Below are 15,785 nucleotides of genomic sequence, written 5' to 3' on the forward strand. Positions count from 1 at the left end.
GGCCTCTACTGTTTCGTCCCGAGCCGAATCTCCGGGGGTGACACATGCCGCTGCATATGCTCTTCGGCGCCGACGACCTGCTGCGCTGCCGGTTCGCCATCTCGCCGCTGGGCCAGACCCACGAGGCGGTCCGCACGCTGCGCCGCCGTGAGCGGCACGGCTATCACCTGCCGTGGCTGCGGAGGGTCGGCCGGGCGGCGGACGGACTCGACCTGTCGGAGCTGTTGCTGCTGATGCCGCGGTACGGCGGCTACACCCCCGACTTCCTCGGCCCCCCTCCGGAGGTGCCGGACGCCTCGTTCGAGGACGAGTTGGCCCGGCTGCGAGCCACCGACCCCGCCACCGCCCGCCATGAGCTGGCCCTCTCGCTGGACTGCACCCCGGGCGCGGCCGACAGCCCGCAAGGCCGGGCCATGCTGGACGATCCGGCCGCCGCGGTGCGGCGGCTGGCCGATATCACCGAACACGCCTGGCGGGCCCTGGTGGAACCGGACTGGCCACGGCTGCGCACCCTGCTGGAGGCCGATATCGCCTACCGCTCACGGCAGTTGGCCGACGGCGGTCTGGAGCGGCTCTTCCAGGATCTGCGCCCCCGGATGTCCTGGGCCGACCGCACCCTCACGGTCCATATCCCGCATATCCCCACCCAGACCCAGCCCCTGGACGGCCGGGGCGTGCTGCTGGTCCCCAGCGTCTTCGTCTGGCCGGATGTGGTGAGCGGCTTCGTCCCGCCCTGGCAGCCGACGGTGATCTACCCGGCCCGCGGGGTCGGCGGCCTCTGGCGCGAGCCGGATGCCTCGGCGGCGGACACCCTGGTCCGCCTCCTCGGCGCCAACCGGGCGGCGATCCTGACCGGCCTGGAGGAACCGGTCTCGACGACCGCGCTGGCGCTGCGCCACCGCCTCGCCCCGTCGTCGGTCTCGGCGCACCTGTCCGTACTGCGCGCCGCCGGGCTCCTCACCTCACGCCGCCAGGGCCACCAGGTGCTCTACGAACGCACCCCGCTGGCCCTGGCCCTGATCTCAGGCGGCTGAGGCCGGGGGCGTCGGGGGCGGAGCTCCATCGGGCTCAGGCGGACAGATGGCGCTCCACCGTGTCCACCTTCGAGGTCAGGCCGTCGGTCACACCCGGCCGGATGTCGGCCTTGAGGACCACCGAGACCCGTGGCGCGCGGGCCTCCACCGCCGCGACCGCACGCTTGACGACGGCCATGACCTCGTCCCACTCACCTTCGATCGAGGTGAACATCGCGTCCGTACGGTTCGGCAGACCCGATTCCCGGACCACCCGCACCGCGTCCGCGACGTACTCCCCCACGTCCTCACCGACCCCCAGCGGGGTCACGGAGAAGGCGACGATCATACGTTGACCACGCCCTCGCGGCGCGCACGGGCGGCGATCACGCTCGCCTCGGCCTCCCGCTTCAGCATGCGCTCGGCGAAGAAGCCGCCGGTGGGCAGGACCGAGAGGACGAAGTAGAGGGCGGCGGTCTGCCACTTCCACTTGGTGCGGTTCCAGGCGTCCGCCCAGAAGACCAGGTAGAGGATGAAGAGCACGCCGTGCACCATGCCCATCACCGGCACCGCGTTGAAGTCGGTCGTCCGCTTGAGGACCGAGCAGATGAGCAGCAGCAGGAAGGACACGGCCTCGGGCGCGGACACCAGGCGGAGCCGGCGCAGCGCGGTGGCGGTCTTGAAGTCCACGGGAGCACCTTCGTACGAGGGGGACACGGCACGGGCTTGTGAACCCATGCACAAGCCCTGGCACCCCATTGTGACAGCTGCGGCGGCGATCACCGTTCCCGGGGCACCGATCGCCCCGATTGCTCCCTGTCCGTCGGCCTGGGAGACCGCTAACGTCGGGCCCGTGGCTCAGTTTCGGCTCCAGGGAAGCAAGGTGCTCGCCGTCGACATGACGGGCGACACCGTCAAGGCCAAGAACGGCGCGATGGTCGCCTACGAGGGGGAGATGACCTTCAAGAAGAAATCGGGCGGCGGGGAGGGGCTGCGCGGGATGGTGACCCGGCGGCTCACCGGTGAGCAGATGGCCGTCATGGAGGTGAAGGGGCACGGCACGTGCTACTTCGCCGACCGGGCGAGCGAGATCAACCTGGTCTCGCTGCACGGCGAGAAGCTGTATGTCGAGGCCGAGAACCTGCTGTGCACGGACGGCGCGCTGCGCACCGGGACCACCTTCACCGGGCTGCGCGGCTCGGCCCAGGGCAACGGGCTGTTCACCACGACCGTCGAGGGCACCGGCCAGGCGGCGATCCTCTCGGACGGCACGGCGATCGTGCTGCGGGTCACCCCGCAGACCCCGCTCCAGGTCGACCCGGGCGCGTACATAGCCCACACCGGAAACCTCCAGCAGCACTTCCAGTCGGGGGTCAACTTCCGTGCGCTGATAGGCGAGAGCGGGGGCGAGTCGTTCCAGATCCGCTTCGAGGGCGACGGTCTGGTGTACGTCCAGCCCAGCGAGCGCAACACGGTGGGGGGTGATCTTTGATGCCGTTCACGACACTCACCTCGCGGATGGTGCAGGCCGAAGTCGCTCCCGGCCGGACGCTGTTCAGCCAGCGCGGCGCGATGCTCGGGTACCGCGGGGACGTACGGTTCACGCCCAGCATCACCGGCGGGCAGGACGGGGTGATGGGCATGATCGGCCGCCGGATCGCGGGCGAGGCCACTCCGCTGATGACGGTCGAGGGCCAGGGCACCGTGATGTTCGGCCACGGCGGTCACCATGTGGAGGTGATCGATCTGGCCGGGGACACCCTCTATGTGGAGTCGGACCGGCTGCTGGCCTTCGACGGCTCGCTGCGCCAGGGCACGATGTTCATGGGTTCCCAGGGCGGTGTGATGGGGATGGTACGCGGCCAGGTCACCGGGCAAGGGCTGTTCACCACCACCCTGGAGGGCCATGGCTCCGCCGCGGTCATGGCGCACGGCGGGGTGATCCAGCTGCCGATCAGCCCCGGGCGACCGGTCCATGTCGATCCGCAGGCGTATGTCGCCCACCGGGGTGATGTCCGCAATAAGCTCTCGACGGCCATCGGCTGGCGCGACATGGTGGGCCGCGGCTCGGGCGAGGCGTTCCAGCTCGAGCTGTCCGGCAGCGGCACGGTCTATGTCCAGGCATCGGAGGAGAAGCTGTGAACGGCCCCGTCATCCATGACGCGCACACCCTCCCGGCCGACGACAACATCAATCCGTATGCCTTCAGCGTGGACCTCGACGGCCAGTGGTTCCTCCAGAAGGGGAAGATGGTCGCGTACTACGGGAAGATCGATTTCCAGGGCATCGGCCTCGGCCGGCTGGACCGGCTGATCGCGGGCAGCTTCCACTCCCCGCTGCACGCCGCGGAGTGGGTGGTGGCCGAGGGCCGGGGCAAGATGGTGCTCGCGGACCGCGCGTTCGACGTCAACTCCTATGATCTGGACGACGGGAACCTCACCGTCCGCTCCGGCAATCTGCTCGCCTTCGAGCCCTCGCTGGCGCTGAAGCAGTCGATCGTGCCGGGCTTTCTGACCCTGATCGGCACCGGGAAGTTCGTCGCCGCCTCCAACGGTCCCGTGGTCTTCATGGAGCCGCCGCTGCGGGTGGACCCGCAGGCCCTGGTGGGCTGGGCCGACTGCCCCTCCCCCTGCCACCATTACGACCACGCCTATCTGCGGGGGATCGTGGGCGGCATCCGGGCACACACCGGTCTCGGGGGAACGTCTGGCGAGGAGCACCAGTTCGAGTTCGTGGGGGCGGGGACGGTGCTGCTCCAGTCCACGGAGCGGATGATGGACGCGATAGCCGTCGGAGAGACGGGGGGTACCGGTTCGTGAGCGCAAGCGTGCGGAGTGTAACGTCGAACAGGTGACCTCTAGCCAGATACATCCATTGGTTCGGAATTCAACTTCTATAGGTAGAATACATCCCATGGAGACCGAAAACGGCACGCGCTGGCTCAGTGACGACGAGCAGCGCGCCTGGCGCACCCATCTGGACGTCAGCAGGCTGCTGACCTACCAGCTCGAACGAGACCTCCAGCCGTTCGGCCTGACCATGAACGACTACGAGATCCTGGTCAACCTCTCGGAGTCGGAGGACCACCGGATGCGGATGAGCGACCTGGCGTCCGCGACCCTCCAGTCCAAGAGCCGTCTCTCCCACCAGATCACCCGGATGGAGAACGCCGGGCTGGTCCGCCGGGAGAACTGCGAGTCGGACCGCCGCGGGCTCTACGCGGTCCTGACCGAGCACGGCTGGGACACCATGCGCAAGGTCGCGCCCCATCATGTCGACTCCGTGCGCAAGCACTTCATCGATCTGCTCAGCTCGGACGCCCTCGACGCGCTGTACGGCTCGCTGGTGCCCGTCGCCGAGCATCTGCGCGCCCAGCGCGGCCGGGTGTAGGACGTCACCGCCCGGGACCGGGCTCCTCGCCCATCGGCAGCCGGAGTTCGAACAGGGCACCGCCCCCGGGCCGCTCACCCACGGTCAGCGTGCCACCGTGGCGCTCCGCCACGTCCCGCGCGATGGCGAGGCCGAGCCCGGCCCCGCCATCGTCGCGGCTGCGGGCGTCGTCCAGCCGTACGAACCGCTCGAAGATCCGCTCCCGTTCGCCCTCCGGCACCCCGTCGCCGTCGTCGGCCACCGCCAGCACGGCCCGGCCGCCCTCGGTGCGCACCGACACCCGCACCTCGCCCCGCGCATGCCGCTGGGCGTTGTCGACCAGGTTTCCCAGCACCCGTGAGAGCTGGCCGCGGGAACCGGCCACCTCCGCCGGGGACAGCTCGGTGACCACCGGCACCCGGTCCCCCAGGCGCTGCGACAGCTCCTCGCGCACCATCCCGTCCAGCGCGACCCGGCCGGTCCTGGCGGGCCGCTCCCCGGCGTCCAGCCGGGCCAGCAGCAGCAGATCGGCGGCCAGCCGCTGGAGCCGCACCACGTCCTCCACCGCGCCCTCCACATCCAGCAGTTCCGGGTGGGCGGCGCCCACCTCCAGCTGGGTACGGAGCGAGGCCACCGGGGAGCGCAGCTCATGGGAGGCGTCCGCGACGAACGCCCGCTGCCGCTCGACCGACGCCTCCAGCGCCGCGAGCGTCTCGTTGGTCGTCCGGGCCAGTGCCGCCACCTCGTCGTGCGAGCCGGGCTCCGGCACCCGCCGGGACAGATCGGTGCTGGCGGTGATGGCGGCCATCTCCCGGCGGATCCCCTCCACCGGCCGCAGCGCGCGCCGGGTCACCAGCCAGGTGACCCCGGCCACGACCAGCAGCAGCAACGGCAGTCCGATCAGCATCGCCTGGCGCACGGTGCCCACCGCGCCCTGCTCGGTGGCCAGCGGGGCGCCCGCGTAGACGGTGACGTCCTCGCCGCGGGCGTCGGTGACCTCCACGGCCGCCCAGCGGTACTCCTCGGTCTCGCCGTCGATCCGGGCCGTGCCGGCGCTGTACTCCGTGTCCGAGGAGACCTCCCCCGCACCCCCGTCCTCGTCGGCATCGGCGTCACTGGAAGGCGCCGCCACCGGCCGTACCGAGGAGCTCCCGGTGCCCGTGACGGCCTCGAGGTCCTCGCTGACCGCCAGGACCCGGTGGTCCTCGTCCACGATCTGCACCGGGGTGTCCTCCCCGAGATCCAGCTTCCGGTACGCCACCCCGCCGGCGACCTTGGAGGCGACCGCGCGGGCGGCGGCCCCGGCGTCGACCTCGGCCCGGTCCACCAGATTGCCCCGCAGCACCACCAGTACCGCGATCCCCGCGGCCACCAGCGCCACTGCCACCACCACGGTCGCGCCCAGCGCGGCCCGCGCCCGTACGGAGCCGAAAACCTTACCCACGGAGCCGGTACCCCGCTCCCCGCACCGTGTCGATCAGCCCCGGGCCCAGCTTGCGGCGCAGGGCGCTGATGTACACCTCGACGATGTTGGGGTCGCCGTCGTACGCGAAGTCCCAGACGTGCTCCAGGATCTCGGCCTTGGAGACGACGTCCCCCGGCCGCAGCGCCAGCCGCTCCAGCACGGAGAACTCCTTGGCGGTCAGCGCGACCTCGCCGCCGTCCCGCTCCACCCGCCGGGCGCCCCGGTCCACCGACAGCGCGCCGACCCGCACCACCGGCGAGGCGGCGGACCCGCGGCGGCGCAGCAGCGCCCGCACCCGCGCGACCAGCACCACATACGAGAACGGCTTGGTCAGATAGTCGTCGGCGCCGGTGTCGAGCCCCTCGGCCTCGTCGTACTCGCCGTCCTTGGCGGTGAGCATCAGGATCGGCACATCGCTTCCGGCCGCCCGGAGCGCCCCGCACACGTGGTAGCCGTTCATCCCCGGCAGCATGATGTCGAGGACGATCAGGTCGTAGGCGCCCTCCTGCGCGCGGTGCAGCCCCTCGCGCCCGTCGTGCGCCACATCCACGGCGAACCCCTCCGCCCGCAGCCCCTTGGCCAGCGACACGGCGAGCCGCCGTTCATCCTCAACGATCAGCAAACGCATGCGACCAGCCTCCCAAAGCGAACCTGAAGATCGCTTCAGGTGGCTTCAGCTCAGCTTCAGCATCGCTCCGTGAAGGTGGTGAACGTCCGAACAGCACTCGGGGAGGAACCCTCATGAAGCGCAACATCGTCATCGCCACCGTCGCCGCGGCCGCCCTGCTCGGCGGCGGTACGGCCGTCGCCCTGGCGGACAGCGGGACGGGCAGCGCGCAGTCGTCGACCGCCGGTGCGGCCGGTGCCGCTCCGGCGTCCGGGAAGGTGCACACCTACCAGTCCGACGACCGGGACGACGACCGGGACGACGCCGACGAGGCGGACCGCGGCGCCGAGTCGGTCAGGACCGCCCGGGTGACGCTCTCCGACGCGGCGGCTACGGCGCTGAAGGCCGTACCGGGCACGCTGTCCTCCATCGACCTGGACGACGACGCCCGCACCGCCGCCTGGGACGCGGAGATCCTGGGCAAGGACGGGAAGTGGCACGAGGTCACCGTGGACGGCTCCAGCGGCACGGTGCTGAACCAGCGCGTGGACCGTGCCGAAACCGACGACGCCAACGACGCCGGTGAGCGCGCCACCCTGAAGAAGGCCGGGGTGAGCGCGGTCGAGGCGGCCCGGAAGGCCGCGGCGAGCGGTGGCACCGTGACCTCCGTGGACCTCGACGACGACCACGCGCCGGCCTGGGAGGTCGAGGTCGTGAAGAACCACAAGGAGCACGACCTGACCGTCCACCCGCAGACCGGCAAGGTCACCCAGACCGCGTCCGACGACGACCGGAACGGCAACGAGGCCGACGACCGCGACGACGACTGACCAGCGGAGGAGCACACCACGCCCGTACGGCGGGCCCCGCGCACCGGGGCCCGCCCCCGCGCGTTCACGACCCTTCCGTGACCCCCGCCACCAGTTCGTCGGCGGCCGTGTACGGGTCCAGCTCCCCGGCCACGACCCGTTCCGCCAGCGCGCCCAGGCGCCGGTCGCCGTGCAGATCGCCGATGCGCGCGCGCAGCGCCGTCACCGCGATCGTCTCGACCTCACCGGCCGCCCGCCGCATCCGGCGCTCGGCCAGCACACCGTGCTCCTCCATCCACGCGCGGTGCTTCTCCAGCGCCTCGACCACCTCGTCGATGCCCTCGGCGCGCGCCGCCACCGTCTTCACGATCGGCGGCCGCCAGTCGCCCGGGGCCCTGGCCTCGCCCAGGCCCAGCATGTGGTTGAGTTCGCGGGCGGTGGCGTCGGCGCCTTCCCGGTCGGCCTTGTTGACCACGTACAGATCGCCGATCTCCAGGATCCCGGCCTTGGCCGCCTGGATCCCGTCGCCCATCCCGGGCGCGAGCAGCACCACACTGGTGTCGGCCTGGGCGGCGATCTCGACCTCGGACTGGCCGACGCCCACCGTCTCCACCAGCACCACATCGCATCCGGCCGCGTCCAGCACTCGGATGGCCTGCGGTGCGGCCCAGGCGAGCCCGCCCAGATGGCCGCGGGTGGCCATGGAGCGGATGTAGACACCGGGGTCCGAGGCGTGCTCGGACATCCGGACGCGGTCGCCGAGCAGCGCCCCGCCGGAGAACGGCGAGGAGGGGTCCACCGCGAGGACCCCCACCCGCTTGCCGATCCGGCGGTAGGCGGTGACGAGCGCTGAGGTCGAGGTGGACTTGCCGACTCCGGGGGAGCCGGTCAGACCCACCACATACGCACCCCCGGCCAGCGGAGCCAGCGCCGCCATCACCTCGCGCAACTGCGGCGCATCGCCTTCGATCAGCGAGATCAGCCGGGCGACCGCACGCGGCCGCCCCTGCCGGGCCTGCTCCACCAGGGTGGGCACATCATTCATGGGTGCCGTGCTCCTCAACGCTCGTACCGCCGTGACCGCTTGACCGGCGGCGGTTCAGAACCACCTGCCGGCGACCGCCGGGATCAGCCCTTCTTCCCGTTCCCGGGCACCCGGATGATCAGCGCGTCGCCCTGACCGCCACCGCCGCACAGCGCCGCCGCGCCCGTACCGCCGCCGCGCCGGCGCAGCTCCAGCGCCAGGTGCAGCACGATGCGGGCGCCGGACATCCCGATCGGATGTCCGAGGGCGATGGCGCCACCGTTCACATTCACCTTTTCGGAGGAAACGCCCAGATCCTTCATTGACTGCACCGCGACCGCGGCGAACGCCTCGTTGATCTCGATCAGATCGAGGTCGTCGACGGTCAGTCCGTCCTTGCCCAGGGCGTGCGCGATGGCGTTGGACGGCTGCGACTGGAGGGAGTTGTCGGGTCCGGCCACATTGCCGTGGGCGCCGATCTCGGCGATCCACTCCAGGCCCAGCTCCTCGGCCTTGGCCTTGCTCATCACCACGACCGCGGCGGCGCCGTCGGAGATCTGCGAGGCGCTTCCGGCGGTGATGGTGCCGTCCTTGGCGAAGGCGGGGCGCAGCTTGCCCAGGGACTCGGCAGTGGTCTCCCCGCGGATGCCCTCGTCCTTGGCGAAGACGACCGGCTCGCCCTTGCGCTGCGGGATCTCCACGGGGGTGATCTCGGCGTCGAACAGGCCGTTCTTCTGCGCGGCGGCGGCCCGCTGGTGGGAGCGGGCGGCGATCTCGTCCTGCTCGGGGCGGAGGATGCCCAGCCGGGTGTTGTGCTTCTCGGTGGACTCGCCCATGGCGACGTTCTCGAAGGCGTCGGTGAGCCCGTCGTGTGCCATCGCGTCGAGCATCTCGATGGCGCCGTACTTGTGGCCCTCCCGCGACTTGGGCAGCAGATGCGGGGCGTTGGTCATGGACTCCTGGCCGCCCGCGACCACCACGTCGAACTCACCCGCGCGGATGAGCTGGTCGGCCAGGGCGATGGCGTCGAGGCCGGAGAGACAGACCTTGTTGATGGTGAGGGCCGGCACGTTCATCGGGATACCGGCCTTCACGGCCGCCTGCCTGGCCGGAATCTGTCCGGCGCCCGCCTGGAGCACCTGCCCCATGATGACGTACTGCACCTGGTCCCCGCCGACCCCGGCCCGGTCCATCGCGGCCTTGATGGCGATGCCCCCCAGGTCGGCGCCGGAGAACGAGCGCAGGCTGCCGAGCAGCCGTCCCATGGGGGTGCGAGCACCCGCCACGATCACAGAGGTGGTCTTGGCGTTACCGGTCGTTGGTGCAGTCATGTGGTGCGTCCCTTCACGAGAAGAAGGAAGTTAACGAGGGTTATCGTCAATGTACTGACCGGTTACCCGCGCGGTCACCGGCCCATCGGTGTGATCGCGCGCACGTTGCGTAACCACGGGGAGGGCGGTGCACTGGTCCCATGCTGACGAGAATCGACCACATCGGGATCGCCTGCTTCGACCTCGACAAGACTGTCGAGTTCTACCGTGCCACGTACGGCTTCGAGGTGTTCCACTCCGAGGTCAACGACGAGCAGGGCGTACGCGAGGCCATGCTCAAGATCAACGAGACCTCGGACGGCGGCGCCTCCTACCTCCAGCTCCTGGAGCCGACCAGGGAGGATTCGGCGGTCGGCAAGTGGCTGGCCAAGAACGGCGAGGGCGTCCACCACATCGCCTTCGGCACCGCCGACGTCGACACCGACTCCGAGGACATCCGCGGCAAGGGCGTCCGGGTCCTCTACGAGGAGCCCCGCCGCGGCTCGATGGACTCCCGGATCACCTTCCTGCACCCCAAGGACTGCCACGGGGTGCTCACCGAACTCGTCACCGCGGCACCCCCCTCCGAAGTGGACCACTGAAGCGCACCACTGACCTACCCCTTCCCCGGCCGGTAGAGTGCAGGCTCGGCCGGGGCACGGGAGTCGGAAGGGTTTGGGGTCCGGCCCGGGCTTTGCCGATGATCTGACACCATTTCTTCGGAAGGGCCAGCTCCGCACCGTCCGGCACAGCATGTCGCCGGGCCGGGACCACAAGGAACCGCGAGGGACCGCGAGGTGCGGAGTCGGCCGCCAATGCGACCAGGGGACGGATGGGACCGCGCAGTGCGGGGCTACGACCGCTACGAGCCTGACGATCAGCTCTCGAAGTTCGAGGCCGAGATGGAGCGGCTGAAGACCGAGCGGGAGAAGGCCGTCCAGCACGCCGACGACCTCGGCTACCAAGTCGAGGTGCTGCGCGCCAAGCTGCACGAGGCGCGCCGCACTCTGGCGACCCGTCCTGCCTACGACAGCGCCAACCTCGGCTACCAGGCAGAACAGTTGCTGCGCAATGCGCAGGTCCAGGCCGACCAGCTGCGCGCGGACGCCGAGCGCGAGCTGCGCGAGACCCGCGCCCAGACGCAGCGGCTGCTCCAGGAGCAGGCCGAGCGGCAGGCCCGGCTCGAAGCCGAGCTGCACGCCGAGGCGGTGGCCCGCCGCCAGCGGCTGGACCAGGAGCTCGCCGAGCGCCGCGCCACCGTCGAGTCGCATGTCAACGAGAACGTCGCCTGGGCCGAGCAGCTGCGCGCCCGGAGCGAGGACCAGGCCCGCCGGCTGCTGGACGAGTCCCGGGCCGAGTCCGACCAGTCGCTGGCCGCCGCCCGCGCCGAGGCCCAGCGGCTGATCGAGCAGGCCCGTCAGCGGCTCGGTTCGGAGGCGGAGACCGCCCGTTCCGAGGCCGAGGCGATTCTGCGCCGGGCCCGCGCGGACGCCGAGCGGCTGCTCAACGCGGCCGGAGCACAGGCCCAGGAGGCCACCGACCACGCCGAGCAGCTGCGGGCCGGGGCCTCCACCGAGACGGAGGAGGCCCGCCGCCAGGCCGCCGAGCAGACCCGCGCCGCCGAGCAGCGGGCGCAGGAGGCGGAGACGGCGCTGCGCGAGGCGCGCGCCGAGGCCGAGCGGGTCCTCAACGAGGCCAAGGACACGGCGGCCAAGCGGCTTTCGGCCGCCGAGGCGGACAACGAGCAGCGCACCCGTACGGCCAGGGCGGAGGTCGCCCGGCTGGTCGGCGAGGCCACCAAGGAGGCCGAGGCGCTGCGGGCGGAGGCCGAGCAGCAGCTGGAGGACGCCCGCGCCGAGGCCGAGCGGATGGTCGCGGAGGCCGGGGACGACGCCCGTGCCCGAGCCGCCGAGGACTCGGCCGCGCAGCTGGCCAAGGCGGCGCGGAGCGCCGAGGAGGTGCTGACCCGCGCCTCGGAGCAGGCGCAGGCCACCACCAAGGCGGCGACCGAGGACGCGGAGCGGATCCGGCGCGAGGCCGAGTCCGAGGCGGACCGGCTGCGCTCGGAGGCGCATGACACCGCCGAGGAGCTCAAGGGCACGGCGAAGGACGACACCAAGGAGTACCGCGCCAAGACCGTCGAGCTCCAGGAGGAGGCACGGCGGCTGCGCGGTGAGGCCGAGCAGCTGCGGTCCGAGGCGGTGGCCGAGGGCGAGCGCATCCGCGCCGAGGCACGCCGGGAGGCGGTCCAGCAGATCGAGGAGTCGGCCAGCACCGCCGAGGAGCTGCTGACCAAGGCCAAGGAGGACGCGGAGGAGACGCGTTCGGGCGCGACCAGCGAGAGCGAGCGGGTCCGCACCGAGGCCATCGAGCGGGCGAACGCGCTGCGCCGCCAGGCCGACGAGCTGCTGAAGCGGGCCCGCGGCGAGGCCGAGGAGCTGGTGACCTCGGCCGAGGAGCGGGCCGAGGAAGTCCGGTCGGAGGCCACCCGCGCGGCCGAGGAGCTGCGCGAGGAGGCCGAGCAGGCGGCGGAGGACCGCCGTACCACCGCCGAGGCCGAGCTGACCCGGCTGCACCAGGAGGCCGAGCAGCGGCTCGGCTCCGCCGACGAGGCGCTGAGCGAGGCGCGTACCGAGGCGGAGCGGCTGCGCCGGGAGACGGCCGAGGAGATCGAGCGGCAGCGCGGGGAATCCGCGGAGCGGCTGAACGCGCTGCGCCAGCAGGCCGAGGACGAGGCCGAGCGGCTGCGCGAGGAGGCCGCGGCGGACGCGTCGAACGCGCGCGCCGAGGCCGAGTCGGTGGCCGTGCGGCTGCGCGGCGAGGCCGCCGCGGAGGCGGAGCGGCTGCGCGCCGAGGCACAGGAGACGGCCGACCGGGTGCGGGCGGAGGCCACGAGCGCGGCCGAGCGGATCGGCGCCGAGGCGGCGGAGGCGCTGGCCGCGGCCCAGGAGGAGGCGGCCCGCCGCCGCCGTGAGGCCGAGGAGCTGCTGACCGACGCCCGTGACGAGGCCCAGCGTGAGCGGACCCGGGCGCATGAGCAGAGCGAGGAGCTGCTGACCGCGGCCCGCAACCGGGTCTCCGAGGCGCAGACCGAGGCGCAGCGGCTGGTCGAGGAGGCCGAGCAGCGCTCGTCGGACATGGTGGCCGCGGCCGAGCAGACCGCGCAGCAGGTACGGGATTCGGTCGCCGGGCTGCACGAGCAGGCCGAGGCCGAGATCACCGGGCTGCGTACGGCCGCCGAGCACGCGGCGGAGCGCACCCGCACCGAGGCGCAGGAGGAGGCCGACCGGGTCCGCGCGGACGCCTACGCGGAGCGGGAGCGCGCCTCGCAGGACGCCACCCGGCTGCGGCACGAGGCACAGGAGGAGGCCGAGGCCGCCAAGTCGCTGGCGGAGCGTACGGTTTCGGAGGCCATCGCCGAGTCGGAGCGGCTGACCACCGAGGCCCGCGAGGACGCGGGGCGGCGCCGCACGGAGGCGGCCGAGCAGGCCGACCGGCTGCTCGCCGAGGCCACCCAGGAGTCCGAGCGGCTGCGCACCGAGGCCGACGAGACGCTCGACGAGGCGCGCCGCGCGGCCAACAAGGCCCGCGCGGAGGCGGCGGAACAGGCCGACACCCTGGTGAACGGCGCCGGCGAAGAGGCACAGCGGCTGGTGGCCGAGGCCACCGCGCGGTCGCAGGCGATGCGTACCGAGGCGTCGGACGCACGGGCCACGGCGGAGCAGGACGCGGCGCGTACCCGGGCCCAGGCCCGCGGGGACGCCAACAACATCCGCTCGGAGGCCGCCGCACAGGCCGACCGGTTGGTCGGCGAGGCCGGGAGCGAGGCGGAGCGGCTGGTCACGGAGGCCACCGCGGAGGCCGAACGGCTGCGCAACGAGGCGGCGGAGACCGTCGGCTCGGCCCAGCAGCACGCCGAGCGCACCCGGGCGGAGGCGGAGCGGATCGCGGCCGACGCGGCGGCGGAGGCCGAGCGGATCCGTATCGAGGCGCAGGCCGAGGCGGACCGGGTGGTCGACCGGGCGCGCGAGGACGCCAACAAGCGCCGCTCGGACGCGGCGGAGCAGGCGGACCGGCTGGTCACGGAGGCCACCACGGAGGCCGAGCGGCTCATCGCGGAGGCGCAGGAGGCCGCGCTGCGGGCGGCGACGGCGGCCGAGGAGCAGGCGGACACCATGGTGGGCGTGGCCCGCACGGAGGCCGACCGGCTGGTCGCCGAGGCCACCGGAAAGGCCAACGGGCTGGTGGAGAAGGCCCGTACGGACGCGGACGTCATGCTGAGCGAGGCCCGGGGCGACGCGACCGCGATCCGGGAGCGCGCCGAGGAGCTGCGGACGCGGACCGAGTCCGAGGTGGAGGAGCTGCACGAGCGGGCCCGCCGGGAGTCCGCCGAGCAGATGAAGGCCACCGGCGAGCGGGTGGACAAGCTGGTCGCGGCGGCCACCGCGCAGCTGATGAAGGCCGAGGAGAAGGCCAAGTCGCTGGTGTCGGAGGCCAACAGCGAGGCCAGCCGGGTGCGGATCGCGGCGGTGAAGAAGGCCGAGGGTCTGCTGAAGGAGGCCGAGCAGAAGAAGGCCGCCGCCGCGCGGGACGCGGAGCGCGTCCGGAGCGAGGCCACGGCCGAGGCGAAGGAGATGGTGGACGAGGGCAAGCGCGAGCTGGAATTGCTCAAGCGGCGCCGCGAGGACATCAACGCGGAGATCTCCCGTGTCCAGGACGTGCTGGAGGCGTTGGAGTCCTTCGAGGCCCCCGCGTCGGGCGGCGCGGGAGCCAAGGAGAACGGCGGAGTCAAGACGGCGGCAGGTGCGGGTGCGACCAGACCGGGCGGAAAGCGTTCCGACGGCTAGCGGCACACGCCGTTTCGTGTCCGAATCATCCCGACGAGTGACAAGCGTTGGGCCTTACTGCCACTCAAAAGGCTGGACATTCTCCAGATCAAACAGACGTTGACTCGATGACACGCCGCTCGGCCCCCTAGGATTCCCTCTATCACCTCACCGGTCTCTTTCGACAGGAACCCCATGAGCGACACTTCCTCCCCCTTCGGCTTCGAGCTCGTGCGGCGTGGATACGACCGCGGTCAGGTGGACGACCGCATTACCAAGCTCGTCGCCGACCGTGACAGTGCACTGGCCCGTATCACCTCCCTGGAAAAGCGCATCGAGGAGCTGCACCTCGAGACGCAGAACGCTCAGGCCCAGATCAACGACGCGGAGCCGTCCTACGCGGGGCTCGGCGCCCGGGTCGAGAAGATCCTCCGTCTCGCCGAGGAGGAGGCCAAGGACCTGCGCGAGGAGGCTCGCCGGGCCGCCGAACAGCACCGTGAGCTCGCCGAGTCGGCGGCCCAGCAGGTGCGCAACGACGCCGAGACGTTCGCCGCCGACCGCAAGGCGAAGGCCGAGGACGAGGGCGCGCGTATCGTCGAGAAGGCGAAGGGCGAGGCGGCCACCCTGCGCCAGGAGGCGCAGAAGGACGCCCAGTCCAAGCGCGAGGAGGCGGACTCCCTCTTCGAGGAGACCCGCGCGAAGGCCGCGCAGGCCGCCGCCGACTTCGAGACGAATCTGGCCAAGCGCCGCGAGCAGTCCGAGCGCGACCTGGCCTCCCGTCAGGCCAAGGCCGAGAAGCGGCTCGCGGAGATCGAGCACCGCGCCGAGCAGCTGCGCCTGGAGGCCGAGAAGCTGCGTACCGACGCGGAGCGCCGGGCCCGCCAGACGGTGGAGACCGCCCAGCGCCAGGCCGAGGACATCGTGGCCGACGCCAACGCCAAGGCGGACCGGATCCGCAGCGAGTCCGAGCGCGAGCTGGCGGCCCTCACCAACCGCCGCGACAGCATCAACGCCCAGCTGACCAACGTCCGCGAGATGCTGGCCACGCTGACCGGCGCGGCGGTGGCCGCGGCGGGCAACCCGGAGGACGAGACGGTCAGCCGTGGCGTCCCGGCCCAGCAGACCCGGTGACGTCCGGTCACCCGGAGCGTTCCGTGCCCCGTGCCGCACCTGTGCGGCGCGGGGCACGCGCATGAGCACCACCGGCGAGTGAGCCGAAGGGGCGCGACCCTGTCGAAAGGGAGAGCGCGCGGAGGCCCCGAGGGCTGTCGTCGATATGCGGCTCCGCCGCGCGAGGGGTCGAGCACGGTCGACCCTCGGCAGGGGCTTCAGCCCCCGGCGGGGGTACCTCCCAGCGGTAGC

The 15,785-nt window shown here is 72.2% G+C and carries 15 protein-coding genes; 9 read left to right on the top strand and 6 right to left on the bottom strand.

The window, feature by feature from the left end; genetic code table 11:
* The first annotated feature begins 44 nt into the window (after nucleotides 1-44).
* Nucleotides 45-1,034 carry an ArsR/SmtB family transcription factor gene (locus tag AC4BEG_RS10200; protein ID WP_490705568.1) on the top strand — a complete coding sequence of 330 codons (990 nt, stop codon included), beginning with the start codon at nucleotides 45-47 and terminating at the stop codon, nucleotides 1,032-1,034.
* Between the two features lie 34 nt (nucleotides 1,035-1,068).
* On the opposite strand, the gene AC4BEG_RS10205 is transcribed toward AC4BEG_RS10200, so the two are convergent.
* A complete protein-coding gene (locus tag AC4BEG_RS10205; RefSeq protein WP_490705569.1) occupies nucleotides 1,069-1,362 on the bottom strand; it encodes an MTH1187 family thiamine-binding protein in 294 nt (97 codons plus the stop codon).
* On the bottom strand, nucleotides 1,359-1,703 hold the full coding sequence (locus tag AC4BEG_RS10210; protein WP_490705570.1) for a DUF3817 domain-containing protein: 345 nt from the start codon (nucleotides 1,701-1,703) through the stop codon (nucleotides 1,359-1,361). The genes AC4BEG_RS10205 and AC4BEG_RS10210 overlap by 4 nt, the downstream gene beginning before the upstream one ends.
* Nucleotides 1,704-1,866: 163 nt before the next feature.
* Between AC4BEG_RS10210 and AC4BEG_RS10215 the strand changes: the two genes are divergently transcribed.
* The 4 genes from AC4BEG_RS10215 to AC4BEG_RS10230 all read left to right on the top strand — a co-directional run bounded on the left by AC4BEG_RS10215 (nucleotide 1,867) and on the right by AC4BEG_RS10230 (nucleotide 4,403).
* Nucleotides 1,867-2,505 carry an AIM24 family protein gene (locus AC4BEG_RS10215; protein ID WP_490705571.1) on the top strand — a complete coding sequence of 213 codons (639 nt, stop codon included), beginning with the start codon at nucleotides 1,867-1,869 and terminating at the stop codon, nucleotides 2,503-2,505.
* On the top strand, nucleotides 2,505-3,155 hold the full coding sequence (locus AC4BEG_RS10220) for an AIM24 family protein (protein ID WP_490705572.1): 651 nt from the start codon (nucleotides 2,505-2,507) through the stop codon (nucleotides 3,153-3,155). The genes AC4BEG_RS10215 and AC4BEG_RS10220 overlap by 1 nt, the downstream gene beginning before the upstream one ends.
* Nucleotides 3,152-3,832, top strand: a complete 681-nt coding sequence (locus tag AC4BEG_RS10225) for an AIM24 family protein (RefSeq protein WP_490705573.1) — start codon at nucleotides 3,152-3,154, stop codon at nucleotides 3,830-3,832. The genes AC4BEG_RS10220 and AC4BEG_RS10225 overlap by 4 nt, the downstream gene beginning before the upstream one ends.
* A 94-nt stretch (nucleotides 3,833-3,926) precedes the next feature.
* Nucleotides 3,927-4,403: a MarR family winged helix-turn-helix transcriptional regulator gene (locus AC4BEG_RS10230; RefSeq protein ID WP_490705574.1), complete on the top strand. Its 477-nt coding sequence runs from the start codon at nucleotides 3,927-3,929 to the stop codon at nucleotides 4,401-4,403.
* 4 nt (nucleotides 4,404-4,407) lie between these two features.
* Here the strand turns inward: AC4BEG_RS10230 and AC4BEG_RS10235 are convergent, their stop codons facing one another.
* A complete protein-coding gene (locus AC4BEG_RS10235; protein WP_490705575.1) occupies nucleotides 4,408-5,826 on the bottom strand; it encodes a sensor histidine kinase in 1,419 nt (472 codons plus the stop codon).
* Nucleotides 5,819-6,475 carry a response regulator transcription factor gene (locus tag AC4BEG_RS10240; RefSeq protein WP_490705576.1) on the bottom strand — a complete coding sequence of 219 codons (657 nt, stop codon included), beginning with the start codon at nucleotides 6,473-6,475 and terminating at the stop codon, nucleotides 5,819-5,821. Before AC4BEG_RS10240 ends, AC4BEG_RS10235 begins: the two co-directional genes overlap by 8 nt.
* Nucleotides 6,476-6,588: 113 nt before the next feature.
* Here AC4BEG_RS10240 and AC4BEG_RS10245 point away from each other — a divergent pair, with 113 nt between their 5' ends.
* Entirely contained in the window at nucleotides 6,589-7,284 is a 696-nt protein-coding gene (locus AC4BEG_RS10245) for a PepSY domain-containing protein (protein ID WP_490705577.1), read from the top strand.
* Nucleotides 7,285-7,348: 64 nt separating this feature from the next.
* Here AC4BEG_RS10245 and meaB read toward each other — a convergent pair whose 3' ends face one another.
* Together meaB and AC4BEG_RS10255 are read right to left on the bottom strand one after the other, a co-directional pair.
* Nucleotides 7,349-8,308: a methylmalonyl Co-A mutase-associated GTPase MeaB gene (gene meaB / locus AC4BEG_RS10250; protein ID WP_490705578.1), complete on the bottom strand. Its 960-nt coding sequence runs from the start codon at nucleotides 8,306-8,308 to the stop codon at nucleotides 7,349-7,351.
* 83 nt (nucleotides 8,309-8,391) lie between these two features.
* Nucleotides 8,392-9,579, bottom strand: coding sequence for an acetyl-CoA C-acetyltransferase (locus tag AC4BEG_RS10255; protein ID WP_490707046.1), 1,188 nt, complete (start codon nucleotides 9,577-9,579; stop codon nucleotides 8,392-8,394).
* A 179-nt stretch (nucleotides 9,580-9,758) separates the two neighbouring features.
* Here AC4BEG_RS10255 and mce point away from each other — a divergent pair, with 179 nt between their 5' ends.
* The 3 genes from mce (at nucleotide 9,759) to AC4BEG_RS10270 (ending at nucleotide 15,554) form a co-directional block, all read left to right on the top strand.
* The gene (gene mce, locus AC4BEG_RS10260) at nucleotides 9,759-10,199 is read left to right on the top strand and encodes a methylmalonyl-CoA epimerase (RefSeq protein WP_490705579.1); all 441 of its coding nucleotides are present in this window, start codon (nucleotides 9,759-9,761) and stop codon (nucleotides 10,197-10,199) included.
* Nucleotides 10,200-10,412: 213 nt separating this feature from the next.
* Nucleotides 10,413-14,444 (top strand): polarized growth protein Scy, encoded by a 4,032-nt coding sequence (gene scy, locus AC4BEG_RS10265; protein WP_490705580.1) that lies wholly within the window; start codon nucleotides 10,413-10,415, stop codon nucleotides 14,442-14,444.
* Between the two features lie 174 nt (nucleotides 14,445-14,618).
* Nucleotides 14,619-15,554, top strand: a complete 936-nt coding sequence (locus AC4BEG_RS10270; protein WP_490705581.1) for a cellulose-binding protein — start codon at nucleotides 14,619-14,621, stop codon at nucleotides 15,552-15,554.
* Nucleotides 15,555-15,785 lie beyond the last annotated feature (231 nt).

It is taken from the genome of Streptomyces sp. JLBJ103 (assembly GCF_058215575.1).

Excerpts from the sequence above, each read along its gene's own strand:
- AC4BEG_RS10200 (WP_490705568.1), top strand. The coding sequence starts at position 45 with ATGCCGCTGCATATGCTCTTCGGCGCCGACGACCTGCTGCGCTGCCGG.
- AC4BEG_RS10205 (WP_490705569.1), bottom strand. The coding sequence starts at position 1,362 with ATGATCGTCGCCTTCTCCGTGACCCCGCTGGGGGTCGGTGAGGACGTG.
- AC4BEG_RS10220 (WP_490705572.1), top strand. The coding sequence starts at position 2,505 with ATGCCGTTCACGACACTCACCTCGCGGATGGTGCAGGCCGAAGTCGCT.
- AC4BEG_RS10230 (WP_490705574.1), top strand. The coding sequence starts at position 3,927 with ATGGAGACCGAAAACGGCACGCGCTGGCTCAGTGACGACGAGCAGCGC.
- AC4BEG_RS10240 (WP_490705576.1), bottom strand. The coding sequence starts at position 6,475 with ATGCGTTTGCTGATCGTTGAGGATGAACGGCGGCTCGCCGTGTCGCTG.
- AC4BEG_RS10245 (WP_490705577.1), top strand. The coding sequence starts at position 6,589 with ATGAAGCGCAACATCGTCATCGCCACCGTCGCCGCGGCCGCCCTGCTC.
- meaB (WP_490705578.1), bottom strand. The coding sequence starts at position 8,308 with ATGAATGATGTGCCCACCCTGGTGGAGCAGGCCCGGCAGGGGCGGCCG.
- mce (WP_490705579.1), top strand. The coding sequence starts at position 9,759 with ATGCTGACGAGAATCGACCACATCGGGATCGCCTGCTTCGACCTCGAC.
- scy (WP_490705580.1), top strand. The coding sequence starts at position 10,413 with ATGCGACCAGGGGACGGATGGGACCGCGCAGTGCGGGGCTACGACCGC.
- AC4BEG_RS10270 (WP_490705581.1), top strand. The coding sequence starts at position 14,619 with ATGAGCGACACTTCCTCCCCCTTCGGCTTCGAGCTCGTGCGGCGTGGA.